25 protein-coding genes are annotated in these 22,073 nt (G+C 63.9%); 15 read left to right on the top strand and 10 right to left on the bottom strand.

Features of this window, described 5'->3' with window-relative positions:
- Positions 1–34: 34 nt before the first annotated feature.
- The 4 genes from AC4D2R_RS02425 to AC4D2R_RS02410 are packed head-to-tail and all read left to right on the top strand — an operon-like array spanning position 35 to position 3,875.
- A complete protein-coding gene (locus AC4D2R_RS02425) occupies positions 35–988 on the top strand; it encodes an ABC transporter ATP-binding protein (protein WP_490937118.1) in 954 nt (317 codons plus the stop codon).
- Positions 985–1,866, top strand: coding sequence for an ABC transporter permease (locus AC4D2R_RS02420; protein WP_490937116.1), 882 nt, complete (start codon positions 985–987; stop codon positions 1,864–1,866). Before AC4D2R_RS02425 ends, AC4D2R_RS02420 begins: the two co-directional genes overlap by 4 nt.
- Before the next feature lie 34 nt (positions 1,867–1,900).
- The gene (locus AC4D2R_RS02415; RefSeq protein WP_490937114.1) at positions 1,901–3,223 is read left to right on the top strand and encodes a sensor histidine kinase; all 1,323 of its coding nucleotides are present in this window, start codon (positions 1,901–1,903) and stop codon (positions 3,221–3,223) included.
- Positions 3,171–3,875, top strand: coding sequence for a response regulator (locus AC4D2R_RS02410; RefSeq protein WP_490937109.1), 705 nt, complete (start codon positions 3,171–3,173; stop codon positions 3,873–3,875). Before AC4D2R_RS02415 ends, AC4D2R_RS02410 begins: the two co-directional genes overlap by 53 nt.
- Positions 3,876–3,908: 33 nt before the next feature.
- On the opposite strand, the gene AC4D2R_RS02405 is transcribed toward AC4D2R_RS02410, so the two are convergent.
- Positions 3,909–4,883 carry a GlxA family transcriptional regulator gene (locus tag AC4D2R_RS02405; RefSeq protein ID WP_490937107.1) on the bottom strand — a complete coding sequence of 325 codons (975 nt, stop codon included), beginning with the start codon at positions 4,881–4,883 and terminating at the stop codon, positions 3,909–3,911.
- A 132-nt stretch (positions 4,884–5,015) separates the two neighbouring features.
- Here AC4D2R_RS02405 and AC4D2R_RS02400 point away from each other — a divergent pair, with 132 nt between their 5' ends.
- A complete protein-coding gene (locus AC4D2R_RS02400; protein ID WP_490937105.1) occupies positions 5,016–5,669 on the top strand; it encodes an isochorismatase family protein in 654 nt (217 codons plus the stop codon).
- A 48-nt stretch (positions 5,670–5,717) separates the two neighbouring features.
- The gene (locus AC4D2R_RS02395) at positions 5,718–6,116 is read left to right on the top strand and encodes an MmcQ/YjbR family DNA-binding protein (RefSeq protein ID WP_490937103.1); all 399 of its coding nucleotides are present in this window, start codon (positions 5,718–5,720) and stop codon (positions 6,114–6,116) included.
- A gap of 103 nt (positions 6,117–6,219) precedes the next feature.
- Here AC4D2R_RS02395 and AC4D2R_RS02390 read toward each other — a convergent pair whose 3' ends face one another.
- The 8 genes from AC4D2R_RS02390 to AC4D2R_RS02355 all read right to left on the bottom strand — a co-directional run bounded on the left by AC4D2R_RS02390 (position 6,220) and on the right by AC4D2R_RS02355 (position 13,057).
- On the bottom strand, positions 6,220–6,693 hold the full coding sequence (locus AC4D2R_RS02390; protein WP_490937101.1) for a cupin domain-containing protein: 474 nt from the start codon (positions 6,691–6,693) through the stop codon (positions 6,220–6,222).
- Positions 6,694–6,847: 154 nt separating this feature from the next.
- Positions 6,848–7,564 (bottom strand): SGNH/GDSL hydrolase family protein, encoded by a 717-nt coding sequence (locus AC4D2R_RS02385; protein WP_490937099.1) that lies wholly within the window; start codon positions 7,562–7,564, stop codon positions 6,848–6,850.
- Between the two features lie 397 nt (positions 7,565–7,961).
- The gene (locus tag AC4D2R_RS02380; RefSeq protein ID WP_490937096.1) at positions 7,962–9,038 is read right to left on the bottom strand and encodes a hypothetical protein; all 1,077 of its coding nucleotides are present in this window, start codon (positions 9,036–9,038) and stop codon (positions 7,962–7,964) included.
- Between the two features lie 112 nt (positions 9,039–9,150).
- Positions 9,151–9,666: a putative immunity protein gene (locus tag AC4D2R_RS02375; protein ID WP_490937094.1), complete on the bottom strand. Its 516-nt coding sequence runs from the start codon at positions 9,664–9,666 to the stop codon at positions 9,151–9,153.
- Positions 9,667–9,709: 43 nt separating this feature from the next.
- Positions 9,710–10,084, bottom strand: a complete 375-nt coding sequence (locus AC4D2R_RS02370; protein WP_490937092.1) for a VOC family protein — start codon at positions 10,082–10,084, stop codon at positions 9,710–9,712.
- A gap of 61 nt (positions 10,085–10,145) precedes the next feature.
- On the bottom strand, positions 10,146–11,348 hold the full coding sequence (locus AC4D2R_RS02365; RefSeq protein ID WP_490937090.1) for an MFS transporter: 1,203 nt from the start codon (positions 11,346–11,348) through the stop codon (positions 10,146–10,148).
- Between the two features lie 151 nt (positions 11,349–11,499).
- The gene (locus AC4D2R_RS02360) at positions 11,500–12,189 is read right to left on the bottom strand and encodes an aspartate/glutamate racemase family protein (protein ID WP_490937088.1); all 690 of its coding nucleotides are present in this window, start codon (positions 12,187–12,189) and stop codon (positions 11,500–11,502) included.
- A gap of 94 nt (positions 12,190–12,283) precedes the next feature.
- Positions 12,284–13,057: an SDR family NAD(P)-dependent oxidoreductase gene (locus tag AC4D2R_RS02355; RefSeq protein ID WP_490937086.1), complete on the bottom strand. Its 774-nt coding sequence runs from the start codon at positions 13,055–13,057 to the stop codon at positions 12,284–12,286.
- A gap of 282 nt (positions 13,058–13,339) precedes the next feature.
- Here AC4D2R_RS02355 and AC4D2R_RS02350 point away from each other — a divergent pair, with 282 nt between their 5' ends.
- The 6 genes from AC4D2R_RS02350 to AC4D2R_RS02325 all read left to right on the top strand — a co-directional run bounded on the left by AC4D2R_RS02350 (position 13,340) and on the right by AC4D2R_RS02325 (position 18,791).
- Positions 13,340–14,677 (top strand): MFS transporter, encoded by a 1,338-nt coding sequence (locus AC4D2R_RS02350; protein WP_490900781.1) that lies wholly within the window; start codon positions 13,340–13,342, stop codon positions 14,675–14,677.
- A 26-nt stretch (positions 14,678–14,703) separates the two neighbouring features.
- Entirely contained in the window at positions 14,704–15,603 is a 900-nt protein-coding gene (locus tag AC4D2R_RS02345) for a transketolase (protein ID WP_490937084.1), read from the top strand.
- Positions 15,600–16,595 (top strand): transketolase family protein, encoded by a 996-nt coding sequence (locus AC4D2R_RS02340; RefSeq protein ID WP_490937082.1) that lies wholly within the window; start codon positions 15,600–15,602, stop codon positions 16,593–16,595. The genes AC4D2R_RS02345 and AC4D2R_RS02340 overlap by 4 nt, the downstream gene beginning before the upstream one ends.
- Before the next feature lie 118 nt (positions 16,596–16,713).
- Positions 16,714–17,385: a GntR family transcriptional regulator gene (locus tag AC4D2R_RS02335; RefSeq protein WP_490901512.1), complete on the top strand. Its 672-nt coding sequence runs from the start codon at positions 16,714–16,716 to the stop codon at positions 17,383–17,385.
- 61 nt (positions 17,386–17,446) lie between these two features.
- On the top strand, positions 17,447–18,169 hold the full coding sequence (locus AC4D2R_RS02330) for an AAA family ATPase (protein WP_490937080.1): 723 nt from the start codon (positions 17,447–17,449) through the stop codon (positions 18,167–18,169).
- A gap of 55 nt (positions 18,170–18,224) precedes the next feature.
- Positions 18,225–18,791, top strand: coding sequence for a GNAT family N-acetyltransferase (locus AC4D2R_RS02325; RefSeq protein ID WP_490937078.1), 567 nt, complete (start codon positions 18,225–18,227; stop codon positions 18,789–18,791).
- Positions 18,792–18,893: 102 nt separating this feature from the next.
- Here AC4D2R_RS02325 and AC4D2R_RS02320 read toward each other — a convergent pair whose 3' ends face one another.
- Positions 18,894–19,286 carry a nuclear transport factor 2 family protein gene (locus tag AC4D2R_RS02320; RefSeq protein WP_490900788.1) on the bottom strand — a complete coding sequence of 131 codons (393 nt, stop codon included), beginning with the start codon at positions 19,284–19,286 and terminating at the stop codon, positions 18,894–18,896.
- Positions 19,287–19,799: 513 nt separating this feature from the next.
- Here AC4D2R_RS02320 and AC4D2R_RS02315 point away from each other — a divergent pair.
- From AC4D2R_RS02315 to fmdA, 3 genes are read left to right on the top strand one after another with little or no spacing between them, the layout of a single operon-like run.
- Positions 19,800–20,435 carry an AmiS/UreI family transporter gene (locus AC4D2R_RS02315; RefSeq protein ID WP_490900790.1) on the top strand — a complete coding sequence of 212 codons (636 nt, stop codon included), beginning with the start codon at positions 19,800–19,802 and terminating at the stop codon, positions 20,433–20,435.
- Positions 20,436–20,467: 32 nt separating this feature from the next.
- Positions 20,468–20,758 (top strand): FmdB family zinc ribbon protein, encoded by a 291-nt coding sequence (locus AC4D2R_RS02310; RefSeq protein ID WP_490937076.1) that lies wholly within the window; start codon positions 20,468–20,470, stop codon positions 20,756–20,758.
- Between the two features lie 42 nt (positions 20,759–20,800).
- Positions 20,801–22,057, top strand: coding sequence for a formamidase (gene fmdA / locus AC4D2R_RS02305; protein WP_490900793.1), 1,257 nt, complete (start codon positions 20,801–20,803; stop codon positions 22,055–22,057).
- Positions 22,058–22,073: the final 16 nt, after the last annotated feature.

Below are 22,073 nucleotides of genomic sequence, written 5' to 3'. Positions count from 1 at the left end.
ACCCAACGCATTTCAACAGCAAAAGGACGCAGCAATGATCGAGGCACAGGCACTTTCGAAAAGGTACGGTTCCAAGACCGCCGTAGACGCCGTGTCGTTCACCGTGCAGCCCGGCAAGGTGACGGGGTTCCTCGGCCCCAACGGGGCGGGCAAGTCCACCACGATGCGCATGATCGTGGGCCTCGACAACCCGAGTGCCGGGCGGGCCACAGTAAACGGCGTGCCCTACGCCCAGCACAGGGCACCCCTGCGTGAGCTGGGGGCCCTGCTTGACGCCAAGGCGGTCCACCCCAAGCGCTCGGCCTACACCCACCTGCGCGCCCTGGCCGCCACCCATGGCATCCCCAACAGCCGGGTCAAGGAAGTCATCGAGCTGGCAGGCCTCGGCCCGGTGGCGAAGAAGCGCGTCGGCGGATTCTCCCTCGGCATGGGTCAGCGCCTGGGCATCGCCTCTGCCCTCCTCGGAAATCCCCAGACCGTCATCCTCGACGAGCCGGTCAACGGACTGGACCCCGAGGGCGTCCAGTGGGTGCGCCACCTGGCCAAGGCCCTCGCCGCGGAGGGGCGCACCGTCTTCCTCTCCTCGCACCTTATGTCGGAAATGGCCCTCACGGCCGACCACCTCATCGTGATCGGGCGCGGACGCATCATCGCCGACGCCCCCATCCAGTCGATCATTGACGGGCAGGGTGCCGCCCGCGTCCGGGTCCGGGCGGATCGACCGCAGGACCTCCTGGCCAGCCTCGCCGCCGACGGCGTCTCCTCGCAACTCCTCGAGCCCGAACTGCTCGAGGTCACCGGCGTCGATTCCCGCCGCATCGCGGAGATCGCCCTCCGGGAGCGCGTCCTTGTCTACGAACTGACCCCGCTGCAGCTGTCCCTCGAGGACGCCTATATGCAGCTCACCTCCCAAGAAGTCGAATACTCCTCGCACAGCCTGCCCACCGGCGGCCTTGCTGCGGCATCAATTGAAGGACACCGAGCATGACCACGTTCATCGAAACCGCGCCGACCCCCGCCCAATCGAGTCTGCACCCGCGGCATGAGGGGCGATCCGGCGTCACCTTCGGCAGGGTCCTGAAGTCCGAGTGGATCAAGATCACCTCGGTGCCGTCGACGGTCGTCCTGATCATCATCACCACCGTCGTCATGATCGGTCTCGCCGCGCTGCTGGCCTGGCAGACCACTGTGCTCCTCGACTTCGAGGGCGATCCTGAGATGGCGGCGCAGATGCAGGGACAGGCTGATGCGGCCTCCACCGCCTTCGGCGTCCCGGGGTCCGGCCTCACCTTCGGACAGTTGCTGATGGCTTCGCTCGCAGTGGTCCTCATCGCCTCGGAGTGGGGAACCGGAATGATCCGCTCCACGTTGGTCGCTGTTCCCCGCCGGGGCATGGCCCTGCTGGCGAAACAGTTAGTGATGGCCGCCATTTCCTTCGTGGTGGGTGCCGGGTCGGCCTTCGCCGGCTACTTCGTGGCGCAGCCCATCCTTGACAGCGCAGGCCTCGGCTTCGCCCTCAGCGACGACGGTGTACTCCTGCACATCGTGAACACGGGCTTCGTGCTCGCCCTCGTCTCCATCATTGCCATGTCGATCGGCACGCTGATCCGCAACACCGCCGGTGGCATTGTCACTTCGATCGGCGCCCTCCTGGTGCTGCCAATCCTCTTCAGCCTCTTCGGCGCAGGCACCGAGTGGGTTGCCGATGCAGCGCGGTTCCTCCCGAGCTCGGGTGGGGACCAGATGGTTGCCACAACGATCACCGAGGGTGCCTTCACCCAGTGGCAGGGCGCGCTGGTGCTCGGCGGCTGGGCACTCCTGCTCCTGGTCACCTCGCTCGTCGTCACTAAGAAGCGGGACGTCTAGTCCGCCCGTACACTCGCTCCATGGATCGAAAACCATGAGCGACCTGCACTTGGTGGGGGAGCCTGCGGAACGAACGGCCGCGGGCTCCATCACCGAGCTCAATGCCCGCAGGCGTGGGCCCCTCCGGCGGTACTTCCGCCGGCACCCGCGCGCTATGGACGCCGTCGTCGTCCTGACATTCCTGGTGATCGCCCTCCCCGACGCGATCGTCATGACCGTGGAGTCCGGCAACGGGTTGGGCCTGGCCGGCGTCATCTTGGCGGCCGGGGCGCTCGCCTTTCGCCGGGACCGCCCTCTGATCGTCCTTGCCCTCGTGGCGCTCCTCGACCCACCGGTAACCTTCCTGACCGGCGGGACCGTCGGCATCAGCACCGCCGCCCTGATCGCCCTGTACACCGTGGCTGCGGCCTATCCGCTGGGGAAAACCCTCGCCGCAGCAGTTGGTGCAACCATCCTGACGGTGGGTGCCATCCTCCTGGCACCGAACGAGAGATTCGCCGAGGCGCCCAGCGTCATCTTTCTGCTGATCGGATTCCTCGTCATGTTCTTGGCCGTCGCCGTCGGGATCGGGGTCGCGGTCCGGCGGGACCGCGAGCACGAGGAGGAAGTACGCCGGTGGGCTGCCCGCAACGCGGAACTCGCCTCGGCAGAGGAACGGAACCGCATCGCCCGGGAGATGCACGACGTGATCGCGCATTCACTGACGGTCATGGTGGCGCTCTCGGACGGCGCCGCCGTCGTGATGAAGCGCGACCCCGACCGTGCGCTCGCCGTCCTGGGCGAGCTTTCCAGCACGGGCCGCGCGGCGACCGCGGACATGCGCCGGGTCCTCGGCGTCCTCCGCCTTGAAGCACAAAGCGGGTCCCTCGAGCCGTTGCCGGCGTCGGGCTCGCTGGCGCAGCTGTTCGACGGATTCCGCGCGGCGGGCCTGCCGCTGCGGGTGACGAGCAGCGGACCGGGCCTGCCGGAGGATCCGGCGTTCCAGCTCACGGTGTACCGCATCATCCAGGAGTCCCTGACCAATGTTCTGCGCTATGGCAAGAGCGTCACCGTCGTGGATGTGTCAATTGCGAGGACCGGGAACCTGGTCACCCTCCGGATCGCGGACGACGGCCGGGGGGCAATGGGCCCCGCCGTGTCCCTGGGCTCGGGCCGGGGCATTGCAGGCATGCGGGAGCGTGCCGCGATCTATGCGGGCACGGCCGAAAGCGGCAGCAGGCCTTCGGGCGGCTGGATTGTGAATGTGCAGCTGACGGTTCCGGACGCCGGCCACGGCGCAGCGCACCAACTGGAGAAAGAAAACGATGACGACAAAGCCAAGCATGCCGGCCACGCCCATTCGAATCCTGCTGGCTGATGACCAACCGCTTCTAAGGATGGGTTTCCGGCTGATTCTCGAGGGCGAGCCGGACTTCGAGGTTGTGGGGGAGGCCTCCACGGGAGAAGAGGCAGTCCGCCTGACGGCCCGGCTGTCTCCCGACGTCGTCCTCATGGATGTCCGGATGCCCGGCGGTGACGGGATCGAAGCCACGCGGCGGATCACCTCGTCGGGTGCGTCGTCCCGCATCATCATCCTCACCACCTTCGACCTGGACGAGTATGCGTTCGCGGGTCTGCAGGCGGGAGCGTCGGCCTTCCTGCTCAAGGATGTGGCGCCGACGGACCTCGTCCAGGCGGTACGCGTCGTGGCCAGCGGCGACGCCGTCGTCGCGCCGCGGGTCACCCAGCGCCTGCTGGAGACGTACGTGAGGTCGCTCGCGCCGGCGCAGACGGCTCCCTCAGTGCCCGATAAGCGGCTGGCTGACCTCACGCCGCGGGAGCGGGAGGTCCTTGAGGCGGTCGCGGAGGGCTTGTCGAACGCGGAGCTGGCGAAACGGTTCTTCCTCTCGGAAGCGACGGTCAAGACCCATGTGCGGCGGATCCTCATGAAGCTCGGCCTGCGGGACCGCGTGCAGGCCGTGGTGTACGCGTATGAGAACGGCATTGTGGTGCCGGGGCCGGCTGCCTGAACACTATCTGCAGGGACGTTACTGTCAACGGCGTCATGCATCACGGCCGTTGGAACTGCCTCGACCGCGGGTGTCGAATCGGCGTCTGTACTCGGTGGGAGTGGTCGAGAAGGCGGCGGCGAAGTTCTGGCGGAGTGTGACGGCGTTGCCGAACCCGCAGTCCGCTGCGATCTGATCAATCGACAGGTCCGTGGTTTCCAATAGGCGCCGGGCGGTATCGAGCCGGCGGGAGCGTACCCAGGCGGAGGGTGTTGTCCCGGTTGCTGCCCGGAACGCGCGGACGAAGGTGCGGCGGCTCATATGCGCCTGCCCAGCTAGACGGTCGACGGTGAGCGGCTCACGAAGGTTGCCCAGCGCCCATTCGAGCAGGTGCGCAATCGGGTCGTCGGTGGAACGCTGGGGCATCGGGTGCTCGATGTACTGTGCCTGTCCGCCCTCTCGGTGGGGTGCGACGACGAGACTGCGGGCCACCTTGTTTGCTGCGTCGGCTCCCAGACGGGTCCGTACGAGATGGAGGCATGCGTCAAGGCCCGATGCCGTTCCCGCCGAGGTCATGACGTCCCCGTGGTCGATATACAGGACGGAGCGGTCGAGGAGGATGTCCGGGTGCCGATCGGTCAGGGTGGTAAAGGCCTGCCAGTGCGTGACGGCCTGACGGCCGGCGAGCAGGCCCGCGTCCGCCACGGCGATCGCACCTAGACACAGACCCAGGATTGCGACGTCCTGCTTGTGTGCGTCCTGCAAGACGCTCCGCAGCGTGTCGCTCGGAACGCGCCCGTCGTCGAACCACGAGGGCACCACCACGACATCCGCGCCCGCCGCGGCGTCGGGACCCTCAATCCCGGCCAACTGATAACCTTCGGCCGTCCGAACCGTGCCGGGGCGGTCGGAGAACAGGGTGGTCGTCCACTCCGCGAGTCCCTGCCGCATGACCTCGTCGAAGACCATCTGCGGGACGGCAAGATGGAACATCGTCACGCCGTCGAAGGCGTACACCGCGATCCGCACTGGAACCCCTTCTCTTGGCCCGAATCCATCGTACATAGGCCTCCATGCCACTGGTTGGACGCTGCTGCAGCGTGAAATATGAAGTTATCGCCGATTCGGCGGTGACCACGCCTATGCAGGAGAAGCCCATCCATGAGCATGCCCCGTCGCGCCCTCGTCATTGTCGATGTCCAGCAGCAGTACTTCAGCGGTCTCCTCGAGATCCAGTACCCGCCGCACCAGAATTCCCTGCCGATGATCGCACAAGCGATTGATGCGGCCACCACGGCCGGTATCCCGATCGCGGTCATTGAGCACACCGCAGGCGACGGAGCCCCGGTCTTCGCCCCCGGCACACCGGAGTTCGAACTCCACCCCGAGGTCCAGAGCCGACGCACCGACGCGTGGAAGAGCATCGTCAAGGAGTACGGGTCCATCTACGCCCACACGGACCTGGCGGAATGGCTGCGTGAACACGACATCGACACCGTCACCCTCGTGGGCTACATGACCAACAACTGCATCCTCGCCTCGGCTGTGGAAGCGGAATTCATCGGCTTCGCCACGGAGGTCCTCTCCGATGCCACCGGAGCCATCAACCTCGCCAACGAAGCCGGCTTCGCCGACGCGAGAACTGTTCACACAACGCTGCTCACGCTGCTGAACTCGAACTGGGCTTCCGTCGGGACCACCGAAACCTGGACCGAACTCCTCCGCGCCCGGCAGGTGCTGCAGGGAAGTGATCTGGGCAGCTCCGCGGCGGCTGGAACCGCACGCGTCGCCCGGCCCTCGTCCCTGGCGTCCTAGCCGCAGCGGGGTGACAGCGCCGGGAGCCTCAGCAGCTAGGGTGATCGCATGGACTTCGACTGGCTCCGGACTTCGTGCCTGTCCTTCCCCGGTGCCTACGAGGATTACCCCTTCGGATCCGAGACCGCCGTGTTCCGCGTCCGGGTCCGACACCGGGGCGAGACGCCGGCAGCAGGCAAAATCTTCGCCCTCGTCGGCGTCGACGCCAGCTCGTTGTCCATCTCCCTGAAGTGCGATCCGGCGCTTGCGGTCCAGCTTCGTGCGGCACATCCCGAGATCACGGGTGCCTGGCACCTGAACAAGAAGCACTGGAATGGTGTGCGGCTCGATGGAAGCATGCCGGCCGAAACCGTGCGTGACATGATCGAGGACTCTTACGACCTGGTCGTTGCGTCCCTGCCCGCCGCGGATAGAGACGCACTCGGCTGGTCCGCGGGCACGCCCTGACATGGAGCCTGCGAGGCGAAGAATCCGGCGGATAGAAATAGCGGCTCGTGCAGCCGCGAAGGGGCCCGCCGAGTACTCGGCGGGCCCCTTCGCGATGCAGGACTCAGGCCGTCTCTTCGCCCTTGTCGTCTACTTCCTCAACCCATGACGGCGGCTCATCGCGGCCCTGGTCTTCGTCCTTCTCTGCGTCCTCCGGCGTCTCCTGCACGATGCCCTGCGCGTGGTGCGTGGGCGCGTAGATCGTGTAGAGGCGGAGTGGTTCGTCCCCGGTGTTCTCGACGTCATGCCACGTGCCGGCGGGCACCTGGATGCTCCAGCCGTCCTCGACGTCCTGTTGGAACGAGAGGTCGTCCTTCGAGGGCCCCATCTTCACGCGGCCGTTCCCGGCATCGATGCGCAGGAACTGGTCGGTGCCGTGATGCACCTCAAGGCCGATCGCAGCGCCGGGCTCGATAGACATGAGCGTCACCTGCAGATGCTTGCCCGTCCAGGCAACGCGGCGGTAGTTGGTGTTTTCCGTCGTAGCGCTCTCGATGTCGAACGCGTTCGGTTTCGGTCCATTGTCGGTGATGTCCATTACCGAATTCTGTCCCATTCCTCCGAGGATCGCCAAGGCGGAGAACACATGACGTGAATTCAGGACGGCTTCCGGCTACTCGCCAGCCGGGCATTGTGAAAACTACGGCTGGGTCGGCCTGCGGCCGATCGCGCCCGACCAGCACTAATTTAATTCAGTATGAGTTCCGCCCGGCAGTGTTCACGGCGGCACTGGTGGAAGTTTGCACGTCTGCGGAGGTGAGGTGCAGCGCATGCAATTGATTGGTGAACGCCGCCGCCATCCGGTCGTGGCCCGCATGGGTCAGGTGGACCCCGTCGGTCATGAGCCGACCGGCCTGGTACCGGGTCAGCCAATCACCGGCACTGATGAACGTAATGCTGCTGCTGCGTGCGAAGGAACCAAGCAGCCCATCCACTGCGCTGCGCCGCCCACCGCCCGCGGCGGCGCCCTTGGCCAGAGTGCCGACCAGCACAATCCTCGAGGAAGGGTAGTGCTCGGCCAGCGGCGACATTAGAGCGTTGGCCCCGTTGATGATCTGCTCGTCCGTCGCCCCCTGCGTGGCATCGTTTCCGCCCCCCTGCACGACGATGAGGGCCGGATCCGAACAGGGCAGGACCCACTGGCCCCGAGTCAACGCGGCCGAGTAACTCAGCGCTCCGGCCCCGTTCGCGGCTACAAACCCCGTTCCTCCCGCTCCGACGAACCACACGTCATACCCGGCATTCCGTAAACCGGTCTGGGGCCACGTGCGGTCACCGCTCACTCCTGCGGCGCCGGCCGACTGCGAGTCACCGATCAGCAGGGCTGTCGTCCGGGCGTCTGGAGCACGCTGGCCAGGCGTGCCCGTGACAGGGTACCTGCACCCGTTCTCATGGGGTCCGCCGACCACTGCCCTTGCAATTGGAGGCGGTGCCGCTGAACGTGCCGGAAGAAATGAATTGGCAATACCGGTGACCACTGCGACGACTGCTGTTGCCTGAGGCTGGGATGTGACGAAACCACCGGTTGCCGCTATCACCACGGCCAACGTTACGGCGAGGCCCGCACCAGCAGGTGCCCGGCGTTGCCTGTGTCGAGTCCGGTTCATGGTTCCTCCAAGGCCGGGATGCCCGGCGCACCAAGGGTTCACATTGTGAGAGGTGAAGCACCCGCGAGTCAATGGTGTCTACGCACCAGACGGTCCAGGCATGCGCACGAGGACGGCCTCGTGGTGCCGAGGTCGGTTCACCGAACATAGATGGCGTGATCATGGGCAAGAGCCGGCATCACCAATGGCCTTGGTGCCGTCAGATCTCCAGGATGCCGTCGCGGGCGTCTGCGGCGGGCGGGAGCGCCCCCGTGTCGAGGTCCTCCATGAGGTGGATTGACGCGTACTGCGTCGAGGCCACCCTGCCCCCGTCATCGAAAACCCGAAGGGTGCGCCGCAGCCGACCGGATGGGTAGTGGGGGTGCTTGAAGCTCACCTCGACGCGCGTGAAAGGCCAGTCCCCGGCGACCTCCACGCGAGGGTTCCGCAGGCCGGTAGCGAGTGGAATCACGGAACCGTCATCGCCGTGCCAGTACGAGTCGAGGTTCGCGAATTCGGCGCAGACCGCGTCAACGGCCGCCTGCCTCTCGGCGGGAGACAGATCGACCAGATCCCACCACGCGCGCGGATCGCCCGGCTTGGGGGGATGCGCCTGCGGAGCGCACCTGTTCATCACACGAACAACCTCATGTTCACCGATGAAAGTTGTCGCGCACTCGCCGATGCGCAGAGTGGCGGGAAGCTCACCGGGAGGCAGGTCGAGCTGCAGGTGACGGTAGGAGTACCCGATGCCGCCAAGACTGGCGCGGTGCTGTGCGGGCGCGGATGCGTAGACCACCAGGTGGGCCGTCTCGCCGCTGTCCCACGCGAAAACGGCAAGACGATCAAGTACCAGCGAGTGTCGTGTCCCATCCGACCCGAGGACGAGGACCCCCCGCTCATCGAGCCACGCGGCGTGGTCGTCGGGGTCGGCGGGCCAGGCATCAGCGGTCAGCCACAGGCCGTGCCGGGTTGCCCCAATGGTCTTGAACCCTGTGAGGTCCGGGAACCGGGTCACCGCTCCGCTAGGGGACACATGGACTGCGGCGGCATGCTCCTCCGCGGCCGCGGCCGCGTCGTCCTCGGCCTCCGCCGGCGAGTAGAAGACCCATACTCCGCCCGGGGCGGCGGCGACGCGCATCTCTGGATGGCGCAGGCCGACAGGGAGGTCAGACCAAGCGACGGCAAGGTCGGGCATCCCGGCGCGCCGGACCACCGCGATCGGCTCGGTGACACTCACCCGGATCCGCGAACCTGCAACCCAGACTTCCTGCCAACCTGACGGCTCCTGCATCATGCGGTAAGTGTTGCAGACTGCCCCATACCTTCGATGAAACGCAGCAAACAATCACGTTGGGGCTCCCGCGCACGAATGGCGCTACCGCCAAGAATGATGGTGCGGCGAGTCCCTAGTCGTCGAACGTGAACCAGCAAATGCTGTTCCTACGCTTTTGATCGTCAATGACCAGGGCGCGGATGTTCCCTGGAAGCTGGTCGCGCTGCCAATCCCGTTCGGTCCGCCCTGCTTCGCGGCTCTTGCCGGGTGATGAAGCGGCTTGGACTGCTTTGATCGCGTATGCGGCCGCACCGAGATCATGTTCGGGCACGTGAGCCACGCACGCCGCTTGTCCGGCAGCGTACGCAGCAAACCGAGCCGCTCCTTGGAGTGGCCGGGCCGCGCCCATGGCGTGGCCACCGATCGCCCGGGTTTCCATCATCTGCATCTCGCCCCGGGTCCAAGCGCGTGCAGCCTCAAGTGCTTGCCGGGGTCGCGGATCAAAGGGCTGCGCCTGATCGAAGAGGGGTAGGACATGTTCGGCGCAGGCTGCCGCCCATAGAGCAAGGGAGTGATGGTCGGCGACAGTGAGAAGCCCACCGCGGCGCTCGGTGATGAACCGCGGATCGCGGACTGAGGGAAGGATCATCTCGCTCCTGGCAGGGGGACAGAAACTGACGTCTTCACTAAGGCTAGGAGCCGAGCTTCTCTGCGCCCAAGCTGATGAGGAACCCGTCGGGGTCTTTGATGCTGGCAACCCGCTCGCCCCAGGGCATATCAGCAGGCCCATTCACGGCCAGGCCGCCGGCCCTGAGGGCTTGCTGGAATGAATGATCGACATCGTCGACGTAAAACCACAGCGCTATCCGGTTGACGGCGGCGGGAGGAACCTCGTCTGCTGCTATTCCTACTTTTGCACCTCCGACCCGAAGGGAAACGAAGACGTCGTTTCCATCAGGGCCAGGGAACCCGTAGGTGCGCTCGGCGTCGAAAGCTGACTCGTAGAAGCTCACGAGGCGCTCAAGGTCCCTGGTGGAAAGGATTGGGAATCCACTGCATACCGCCATGCGGAAAGTCTAAGCCGGCCTGAGGAGATGATTCAGCAGAGCTGCGAAAACCGCTTCGGTGTCAGATGCCGCTGATCACCCGGTCACGCCCGGCAAGGACGCCCGTCACGGCGAGCACCGCCATGATGCCCGCGGTGACGAGGAGCGGAAGCGTCCAGCCCCCGCTCACGTCACGAAGACCACCGAACATCACCGGGCCCGCCGCGCCTAGACCGTAGCCGACAGATTGCGCCATGCCGGACAGTGAGGCTGCCTGCGGGTAATTCACGGTCCGGAGGCTGAACAGCGACAGGGCGATCACGATCAAGCTCCCGCACCCGATCGCACCAAGAAGAACCCACAGCAAGACGAGGTCCGGCGCAAGCGCCAGCCCGAGAAACGTCACCAACATGAGCGCGCTGCTCGCGAAAGCGACGAGCCGTTGGTCCGAACCCCGGTGGAGTATTCCCCCTGCGACAAGGCTGGCGAACACGCTGACGAGCAGGAACACGGACAGGTGGATGCCCGCCGTAGTGGCGGGGACCCCGCGGCTCTGTTCGATGGTGGGCAGCCAGGCCATCAGGACGTAGAAGGCGATCGATTGCAGTCCCATGAAGATCGTCACCTGCCAGCCCAAGGCTGAGGCCCAGGGAGACCGGTAGGGAACCTCCGGCGCGACGGCACGCACGGTGCCCGACTTGTGCCGGCGCAGCCACGGCAGGAGCACCGCCATGGCGATGAAAGCCAGTCCTACCCAGATTCCGAGGGCAAGCCGCCATCCCGCCGGGGACGTTTGTGCCACTGGAACGACGACGGCGGCACCGACCGCCGCGAAGGCGGCCTGGGTGGCGGTGTAGCTGCCGGTGACCTGGCTGACCCTCGCCGGAAAATCCCGCTTGACGAGGGATGGCACCAGAACATTGAGAAACGCGATTGCCAAGCCGATCAGTGCGGTCCCCACCCAGATGAAGCCGGGCACAGGTAAGGAGCGGAGCACGATACCCGAGGCGAGGATCAGCAGCGACATCCACAGTGCCCGATCAAGACCCAGACGGGAAGCGAATCCCGGCGCAACAGGGGAGAAGACTGCGAAAGCAATGAGCGGAAGACCTGTAAGGAACCCGGCTGCAGCACTGGACAGCTCAAGGTCGCTGCTGATGTTCCCGAGCACGGGTCCCACGCTGACGAAGGACACCCGAAGATTAACTGCGATGAGCAGCAGGCCGATGAAGGCGAGCCCGAACCTGGCAGTGCGGTCCGGCGGGTTCCGGGTGGCAGTGGGCATCGTGTGTTCTTCGATCCTCTGGGAGGTGGGGAGCGTCGCGGCGTCCGCCTAGTCGACCTTGTCAGGTCAGCTTAGGTTCTGACTGGGCGCCTTGGTTTGCGGACAACTTACCTCATGTCAGGTTGGATCCTTGATGCTGAGCGTCAAACTCTCAACCGAGGGCCCGGTCTACTGCGGCCTCCACATGGATCTGCGTGGTCGGAAACACCGGGACGGGGCTGTCGTCCGCGGTGACGAGCAACTCGATCTCGGTGCAGCCAAGGATGATGCCTTGGGCACCGTCAATGACCAGCCGCCCAATGATCTCGCGGTATTCGCCGCGGGATGCGTCCGATACGATGCCACGGACGAGTTCGTCGTAGATGATCCGGTGGACGGCCGCGCGGTCCCGGGGGCCGGGCACGAAGGCCTCGACCCCTCCGGCAGCGAGGCGGTCACTGTAGAAACTTTGATCCATCGTGAACGCCGTGCCCAGCAGCCCGACGCGGGTCAGGCCGGCCTCACGGATCTTGGCCGCTGTGGCGTCGACGATATGCAGCACCGGGATCGAGACCGCTTGCTCAATGGACTCGATGACAATATGCATGGTGTTCGTGCACAGTAGGAGCAACTCCGCGCCAGCCCGTTCGAGCGAGAGTGCCCTGGCCGCGAGCATCTCGCCGGCCTGCTCCCACAGCCCGGCTGCCTGCAGCTTCTCAATGTCAGCGAAATCCACCGAGTCGAGCAATATGCGCGCGGAGTGGACGCCGCCGAGCCGGTCGCGCACGAGCGCGTTCGTCAGCCGATAGTACTCAGCTGTCGACTCCCAGCTCATGCCACCCAGCATCCCGATTGTGCGCACCCGTCCTCCTCATAGTCGCGCTGAGGGCCAGCCTACGTGCGTAGGCGGCAGGCTTCCATCAAAGGACTCGCGACGCCGGCTGACCTCGAGCCGTCTAGTGCATGTGGCTCCCGCCGTTGATGTCGATAGTGGTGCCAGTGAGGTAACCGGTGTCGTTCGAAGACAGGAACGTAATGGCCGCAGCTACCTCTTCCGCTGTTGCTGTCCTTCCAAGCGGGATGTCCTTCACAAGAGCGGCTTCCTGCTCGGATGTGCTGCCGACTCTGATGTTGGTATCGACCGCTCCAGGGGTCACAACATTCACAGTCACTCCGCTATCACCCAGCTCCCGGGCCAATGCCTTGGTGAATCCCAGAATGGCCGCCTTGGCTGCAGAATACGGCACCTTCCCGAAGACGCCGCCCCCGCGCTGAGCTGAGACCGAGGACATGTTGACGATACGTCCCCACTTGTTCTCCAACATGGCCGGCAGGAACGCCTTGGTCACGAGGTAGGTGCCGGTTGCGTTGACGGCCATCACCTTGTTCCAAAGGTCCAGCGTGGTATCGAGGAAAGGGACAGGTGAAGTGATGCCGGCGATGTTGGCCAAGGCGCCCACGGCCGGCAGCCTGCCCTGGCCAACTTCGGCCGCTACTGCCTTTTGGGCAGCATTTACGGAGTCTTCGTTAGCGACGTCGACTTCGTGACCGAAGGCCGGGACGTTGAACTCATTGCTGATATCGGCGGCAACCTTGGATGACTTCTCGCCATCGAGATCCAGGATGACCACTGCCCAGCCCTGGCTGGCATAGCGGCGGGCGGCAGTGATGCCGATGCCTCGGTCGGAAGTCGCGCCGGTTAGGACTGCTGTGCGCTGAATGGTGGTCATGATTCTCCTATGGTGCGGCGATGGATCATATGGATGAATGCTTTGAAGAGGTCTCTCGACAGGGGCCATGAGGATCCCGTGAGCGTGAAAGGGCGCCGATATCCCCGAAGGGTGCGGTGCGGAGTGATGAACACCACGGTACGCAGTTAACTGTCAACATTCAACATCAATATGGAGTGCGTTGTTGACTGTTGACATTGGGATGTGTCGTGGACCACAATTACTGAATCAACCTGTTGACTGTTAACAGTCCAGGACCCCCCAATGCTGATAAGGATTCCCATGAGCAAGGAAGCTCTGCAGATGCGAGGTCCCGTCAACGGGACCAAAGACGCCCGCAAGGTCGCCATCGGATCAGGCGTCGGGGCAGTCATCGAAACCTATGACTTCATCGGGTTCGGTACTGCCGCTGCGCTGTATTTCGGTCCGGCCTTCTTCCCGGGTGCCGACCCGGTGACCGCGACCCTGGCCTCCTTCGCCACGTTGGGCGTGGGATTCGCCGCCCGACCGCTTGGCGGCATCATCGGCGGTCATCTCGGCGACAAGGTCGGACGCAAACCGGTCCTCGTCGCGTCGTTGATCATCATGGGCCTGGCGACCTTCGCGATCGGCCTCCTGCCGACGTACGCCACGATTGGAGTCCTCGCGCCAATTCTGCTGGTCATCGTCCGGATCATTCAGGGTCTGGCTTTCGGAGCCGAGTGGGGAGGTGCGATCCTGATGAGCTACGAACACGCCCCCTGGAAATCCAAGGGAAAGTACACGGGCATTGTCCAGGCGGGCTTCCCCGTTGGCCTGCTGCTGGCGAACCTCGTCTTCCTCTCAAGCGCCAATCTGATAGGCGACTGGGCATGGCGGATTCCGTTCCTGGCCAGCATCGTACTCGTCGTTGTCGGCCTCATCATCCGGTCGAAGGTTCCTGAATCACCCGTCTTCGAGGACGTGAAGGAGCACGGTGATATTGTCCGTTTCCCCATCGTGCAGGTGATCCGGCAGGATTGGCGCAGCATCGTCCGAGGCATTGCGCTGCGAGTCGCGGAAACAGCTGGATACGCCGTGGCGGTGACCTACATGATCTCCTATCTCCACACCGCGGAACTGGCGACGAAAACGGAAACGCTCACCGCGCTCTGCATCGCTTCGGCGATTGGAATCTTTGCCACAATGGGCTGGGCCCGGTTGACCGACCGCATCGGACGACGCCCCCTCTACATCTGGTCCTGCGCCTTTGCCGCACTGTTTGGCATCCCGATGTTCCTTCTGGCCAATACGGGCCTCTTCATCTGCGTCATCATCACCATCGTCATTTCCTACGCGGTGTGCCAGAACTCCCTCGCCGGAGCGCAGGGAGCATGGTTCCCCGAACTCTTCCAGGCGAAGATGAGGGCTTCCGGAGCCTCCTTGGCCTACCAGATCTCCGCGATGGTCTCGGGGTTCACCCCGTTCATCACAACCCTCCTTTTCATCCGCCTGGGCTGGCTTGGCCCTGCCCTGCTGTTTTCCACCTTTGCCGTCATCGGCCTGGTGGCGGCGCTCGTCACCCGCGAGACATGGGGCACGAGAGAACGCCAGCTTGCGGCCGAGGCAGAAAAAACCGCACCGCTTCCCCAGCACGTGTAACTCAAACTCCTCAGAAAGAGCGAGCCATGACCCTTTCAACTGCCACTACGACCACCCCCGCCTCGCCTGAAGAATTCACGGCACGAGTGAGGAAGGTTGAAGAATCCGCCTACCGGGCCCGCCACCATGCATTGAACATGGGTGAAGTACAGGGTCAGGGCTACGTCGGCCAGGCACTCGGATCCGCGGACATGTTTGCGTCCGTCTACGCCGATCAACTGCGCTACCGCCCCGACGACCCCCACTGGAGTGGAAGAGACCGGTTCCTCCTCTCAACCGGGCACTACGCCATCGGCCACTACGCTGCGCTTGCCGAAGCGGGAATCGTGCCCGTCAGTGAACTTGAAACCTACGGATCGGACGAGTCGCGGCTGCCCATGTCGGGCATGGCCTCTTACACCCCCGGCATGGAAATCTCCGGCGGATCCCTTGGGCACGGACTGACCGTCGCGGTCGGGATGGCCTTGGGGACTCGACTGCAGGGCGCCTCTGCCCGGATCTTCAACTTCCTCTCCGACGGGGAACTCGATGAAGGGTCAACCTGGGAGGCGGCAATGGGTGCCCATCACCACCAGTTGGGGAACCTGACCGCACTTGTGGACATGAATGCGCTTCAGGCCGATGGTGCAACCAAAACAGTCCTCAGTATTGAGCCGGCCGAGGAAAAATGGGCGTCCTTCGGCTGGTTCACCCAGCGCGTCGACGGCAACGACGCAGCCGCCCTCCTAGCGGCGCTGGACGATATAGCCGCCCAGGCGGACGCAGTCGGCAAGCCTTCGGTCATCCTCTGCGATACGAAGGTCGGCAAGGGCGTTCCTCTCCTCGAGCAAAGGGAGAAAGCGCACTTCATGCGCATTGAGGAGCACGAATGGCAGCTCTGCAGGGACCAGCTCTCCGAAGGACACGCGAAAGGCACTTCAAAATGAGCACGAACACCTCCACACCGAAACTCAAGACCTCCGCCATGATCGCGTCCTTCGCCGATCCGGGCCAGAAGACCACCCCGGCGCCGTTCGGTCATGCGTTGGTCAAAGCGGCTGAAGCTGACACGCGGATCGTTGGCCTCACTGCAGACCTCGGCAAATACACGGACATGCACATTTTCGCGAAGGCATTTCCGGAACGCTTCTTCCAGATGGGAATGGCCGAGCAGCTCCTTTTGGGAGCCGCCGCAGGCATGGCCGAAACGGGGATGATCCCTTTCGCCTCCACCTATGCGGTCTTCGCCGCTCGCCGCGCCTACGACTTCCTGTGCCTGGACATCGCGGAGCCGAATCTCAACGTCAACATCGTCGGAGGGCTGCCGGGCCTGACCACCGGTTACGGCCCCAGCCACCAGGCAACGGAAGATATGGCAATCTTCCGCGGAATGCCCAACCTCACGATTGTTGATCCGTGCGACTCTCTTGACATCGAGCAGGCCGTCCCTCAGTTGGCAGCATTGAAGGGGCCAACCTATCTGCGGCTGCTGAGGGGCAACGTACCGACCGTCCTTGACGAGTATGACTACACGTTCGAACTCGGCAAGGCCAAGGAGTTGCGCCCGGGCAGGGACGTGCTGTTCATCTCCAGCGGCCTGATGACAATGAGGGCCCTGCAGGCGGCCGAGGAACTCGCCAACCATCACGTCGATGTGGCTGTGGTCCACTCGCCCACCATCAAACCATTCGACAGTCCAGCCATCCTCAATGAACTGCGGCAGGACCGCCTCGTGGTCACTCTCGAGAACCACAGCGAGGTCGGGGGCCTCTTCGAGTCCGTGGCCGGCGTCGCCGTGCGTAACGGAAGCGGACGACGCATCGTTTCAATCGCACTTCCGGACCGTTTCTTGGACGCCGGTGCCCTGCCCACGCTGCATGAAAAGTACGGCCTGTCGACCAGCCGAATCGTCCAGAGGGTCCTCAAAGAACTCTCCTGAGGCATCGGGAGGTCATTCTTCTGCGCAGTAGAGCCTGCGCGACGGCAATCCTCTGCGTAAGATCATCATTGTCGACAGGTAGTTGTCGACAATGATCCTCTGAAGGGCGCGATTGGTCATGACGGCAGCACCACCTCTGATTCTCGGCGGACTTGAAAGAAGCAATCTGCGTCAGCAGGCCCTGGCGGCCCTCCGGCGCGCGATCACCACAGGCGAGTTGGCGCCCGGAACCCACCTCGTGGAAACCGACCTGTCGGAGAAACTGCAGATCAGCCGTGGAACACTTCGGGAAGCCATGCGGCAGTTGCAGCAGGAAGGACTCATCTCAGCAGGGGCCCGGGGCCGGCTCGCCGTCCGGCATCTCGACACTGCTGATGTACAGGACATCTTCGAGGTGCGTTCCGCCCTGGAATCATTGGCCGCCCGCACGCTGGCCGACCGGGGCGACCGGGAAGAGGCAGTCGCCGAGCTTGAGGAGGGAATTCGACGGATGGAGGAAGCAGGCGATGGGACGCTCGATGAGCGCATCGAGGCAGACCTGAATTTCCACCAGACGCTCTGCGCACTCACCGGCAATAAGACCCTGATGCATTCGTGGAAGTCGCTCGAAGGATCCATTCGGATGAGCATCATGTACGCAGGTGTCGATCAAGCGCTCAGCAACATGAGCGCCGACCGACATGCCGGCATCGTGCAAGCCATCAAGACCGGAGACCCGACTAACGCCATACACGCGGTCGAAGAACACATGCGGGAGACAACCCAAAGCCTGGTTGGGGACAGCGCGTAACTCCTGTTGCAGGCGTGCCAATCTCTGCAGCGGGCTCAGTGTGTCCATGTCAGACTGGCCCATGAGACTTCGGCAATATCCCCTACGCGGAGTGGGTGAGCAGGCGGCGAACCGGTTGGATCGGAGCAAATGGCCGGCAACCCTGGCGCCGGTCCGCCAGCTCATCGATGAGGGGATCCTCCTTGGACCTGCGACCGTGCTGGTGGGAGAGAACGGATCGGGCAAGTCCACGATCATCGAAGCGGTCGCCCTGGCTTACGGGCTCTCGCCGGAGGGGGGATCGACCGGGGCCCGGCACAGCACGCGCATCACGGAATCCATCCTCGCTGAGCACCTGCAGCTGATACGTAACGCCGGTGCTGCGAGACGTGGGTACTTCCTGCGCGCAGAAACGATGCACGGTTTCTACAGCTATCTCGAGGCGAACCCAAGTTTGAGCCGACGGGACATCGCCTTCCACGAGATGTCCCACGGCGAATCGTTCCTGGAGCTTGTGGGCGACCGCTTCAGGGGGCCTGGATTATGGATCCTTGACGAACCGGAATCAGCGCTGTCCTTCTCCGGATGCCTGGCTCTGCTGGGACTCCTTAAGGAGGTAATTGCCACAGGCAAGTCCCAGGTGATCATGTCCACCCACTCACCGCTGCTCGCCGCACTGCCTGGTGCGCAGATCCTGGAACTTGGGGACTGGGGCTACCGGCCCCGCGAATGGGGCGACCTTGATCTCGTGACCAACTGGCAGCGGTTCCTCGCTGCACCACACCGCTACCTCAAACACTTGTAACGGTCGAAGCCGCGCCGCCACGCCCGGGACCAACCGTGCCGATAGCTTTGGTTGTATGCCTGATGCTGATCTAGTCCTGCGCACCTCCCGTTTGGTCCTGCGGCCGTTGACCCTGGACGACGAAGAAGCGGTGATGGCGTACCGGGGAGATCCGCACCTGAGCCGTTTCCTCGCGCATCCACCAATGGCACGGGGCGGCTATCGGGCCTGGCATGCCGAACGCGCGGCGGAGGTCGATCTTCGAAATCCCGGCGACCGCCGCTTCCTCGGCATCGAGCTGGCGTCCTCCCGCGAACTCATTGGCGATGTCCTCTTGCGGCTCGCACCCGACGTGGTTGATCAGGGCGAGATCGGCATGATCCTTTCTGCCGATGCTATCGGGCAGGGATACGCCACGGAGGCCGGAGCCGCCGTCCTGGGTGCCGCATTCGAAAGCCTGGGGCTTCACCGGGTGATTGGCCGCGCGGACGAGATGAACGTCCCCTCTCGACGAGGAATGGAACGCCTCGGGATGCGGCTCGAGGGTCATTTCATCGAGGACAAACAGCGCGGAGGCCAATGGGTCAACACCGTCCTCTACGCCATCCTCCGACATGAGTGGCGCACGACGGGCGAACGGTGAAAACCGGCCCGGCGGAAGGCAAGCCGGGTCTGTGCGTGACGGAAAGCCGGGTGGTGACACTGCATGCCCCGGAGCGGTGGCCTCGGGGCATGCAGTAAACGCTTAGGACTCGGCGGGCTGCTGGGCGACGTATTCGCGGAAACCCGCGACCTTGTTTCCGCGGATGGTCAGGATGACGCAGTGGCGGGCGTGGTACGGGGCGCCGAGGATTTCGCCGCGGCTGATGTCCTCGAAGAACACGGTGTCCCCGGCGATCGTGGTGGCCGTCCGGGTGATGTCGGTGAGCCGGTGCTCGCCGCCGAAGAAGCGCAGCTGCTGCTCGAGGAACTGGCGACCCTCGGTGCCGGTGTAGCTTCCGGCTCCCGGCTCGGTGGGCCAGGCGACGGGGAGCTCATCCTCGACGTAGGCGAAGAAGGCGTCCCAGTCACCGTTGGTGAATCCGGAGCAGAGGCGCTCGTAGATTGTTTCGGCGATGGCGGAAATGTCGTTGCTCATAAGGATTTCCTTTGAAGATAACCGGCGTTGGTGGGGGAACGCCTCCTGATAGCGGGTCCCGGGCCGTTCACCAGGCGCAATCGGCCATGGCAAACGGGGTTGAGTACTGCAGGGCTTCAGGAGGTCGTCTGCTGCCGGGCGCAGCACGACAGATGCGTTCTTGTCTCAATTGTCCATTACTCTGTGCTGTGCGGGAAATGCGCCGCGTTCAACGCGCGGCGAGCCCGCACCGGACGGCGAGCCCGCACCGGACGACCGCCGCCAGCCAGGGGCCGACGCTCGGTGAAAAAGGCCGATGGCGAATTATATACGTCGGCCCGCACTCTGGGGCTCGGTCTGTGCCCTGGATCGGTGGCGCTCAGGAAGTGTTGACACTAACAACACGCAAGACTAACGTCGCCGTCACAAGTTCATTCTTCTGATCTCGCTTGCTATTTCCCGATCAACGCCGAGGCGGAGGGAATAGCGTTCTTATATCAAGTATCCACTCTTCTTATCGCGACGGAGCGCGCCATGAGCAGTGTTGGTTTGTTATACGTCGGCGCAGTTCTTTTTATTAACGGTCTCATGCTTATCGGGTTAGTCCCGGGCAAATCCGCGGCCATCCTCAATTTCTTCGTTGGGGTGATGCAGGTTGTCTTTCCAACGATCATCCTCATTCAGGCAAATAACGACCTGCCCACCATTTTCGGGGCTGCTGGCCTGTATCTCTTTGGGTTCACATATCTCTACGTGGGGATACTTCAGATAACTGGAATCAGCGGGGAAGGCCTGGGCTGGTTCTCGCTATTTGTTGCCATCTGTGCCGTAGTGATTGGTGCCCTCCAATTCACCCTCGTGGGGGACCCCGTCTTCGGCGTCATCTGGCTGACGTGGGCCGTTCTCTGGTTCCTCTTCTTCCTCCTGTTGGGATTGGGCAGGGAATCCCTGACCTACCCCACCGGCTGGTTCACGATCTTCGTGGCGCACATCACCGGGACGATTCCAGCGTTCTTCCTTCTGGTGGGCAGGTACGAAACGAACACTGGGCTTGCCCTGCTGGTGACCGTTGCTGCGGTTGCTGCCCTGGCGGCGGGATTCTTCCTGGGGCGGAAAGGCATCCCGCGCGGAAGGACGTCGCAGGAGGGTGCGGCGGTCTCGCCTGCCTGAAACTCGGATTGCCGAAAAGAAAGGTCTGCCCTATGCCAATCTATGAGTATTTCTGTCCCCAGTGCGCAGCATTCGAAGTCATTCGCCCAATGGGTGCAGCATCTGAGCTCCAGAGTTGCCCCGAGTGCGGGCAGCCCGCCCGGCGGAAAATCAGCGCACCCCACCTCTCCCGGACGGGCACGGCGGCCTTTCAGCTCATCGACTCAACACACCGCAGTGCATCGGAGCCGCAGGTGGTCAACGGGACGCTGCCATCGACGGGCGCACGCAGGACCCAGCCCTATTCGTCTAATCCGCTTCATAGGAAACTACCGCGGCCCTAGCTCACGGCGCGCGGCCAGATCTAGATAATTGGAGGATTTGAAATGCCTGAGGTCATATTTCCGCTCGATTCCACAAAGAAGTTCGAAGATCAGGAGAAAATCGGACACAACCGATGGCACCCGGAAATTCCGCCGGTCGCTACGGTGAGGCCAGGGGATTCTTTCAGGGTCCATTGCCGTGAATGGTTCGACGGCGCTATCGTCAACGACGACTCCGCGGACGACATCCTCAACGCCCCGCTGCTCACCGTCCACAAGCTCAGCGGGCCCTTCGCAATCGAAGGAGCGAGACCAGGCGACCTTCTCGTCGTCGACATCCTCGACGTCGGGCCGATTCCGCAGGAGGACTCCGGTCCTCTGGCCGGACAGGGCTGGGGCTACACCGGTATTTTCGCGCGGAACAATGGCGGCGGATTCCTGACCGACCAGTTCCCCGACGCCTACAAGGCCATCTGGGACTTCACCGGCCAGGTCGCAACGTCGCGGCACGTGCCCGAGGTGTCCTATGTGGGTCTCATCCACCCCGGTCTCATGGGCACGGCTCCCTCCGCCGAACTGCTGGCGAAGTGGAACCAGCGCGAAGGCGACCTGATCGCCACGGATCCCAACCGCGTACCGCCCCTCGCATTGCCGCCAGAACCGCGGGAGGCGGTGCTCGGCAGCCTGGCGGCGTCGGAGTTCGACAGGGTGGCGGGGGAGGCCGCCCGCACGGCACCTCCCCGGGAGAATGGCGGCAATCAGGACATCAAGAACCTGTCGAAGGGCACGCGCATCTTCTATCCGGTTTTTGTTGACGGCGCGAACCTGTCACTGGGTGACCTTCACTTCTCCCAGGGCGACGGCGAAATCACCTTCTGCGGCGCGATCGAGATGGGCGGCTTTATTGACCTCAGGGTCGATGTCATCAAGGGCGGCATGGATACCTATGGCGTGAGCGAGAACGCCATTTTCATGCCAGGCAATGTTGATCCCCGCTACAGCGAGTGGATTGCCTTCTCCGGCACGTCAGTGACCCTGGACGGCAAGCAGCATTACCTCGACTCGCACTTGTCCTACCAGCGCGCGTGCCTGCACGCCATCGATTACCTGACGAAGTTCGGCTACAGCCCAGAGCAGGCATACCTGCTGCTGGGGTCGGCGCCGATCGAGGGCCGGCTGTCCGGAGTGGTGGACATTCCCAACTCGTGCTCGACGGTCTACATCCCGACGGCGATTTTTGACTTTGACGTGCGCCCCTCCGCCGCAGGGCCGCACCAGGTGAACCGCGGTATGGGTGCGCCGAAGTCGAACAACACCTAGGAAGAGCCCGAAAACA

It is taken from the genome of Arthrobacter sp. TJ-217 (assembly GCF_058269255.1).
Note: the sequence above shows the minus strand (reverse complement) of the source record. Positions and strands in the feature narration are given on the sequence as shown.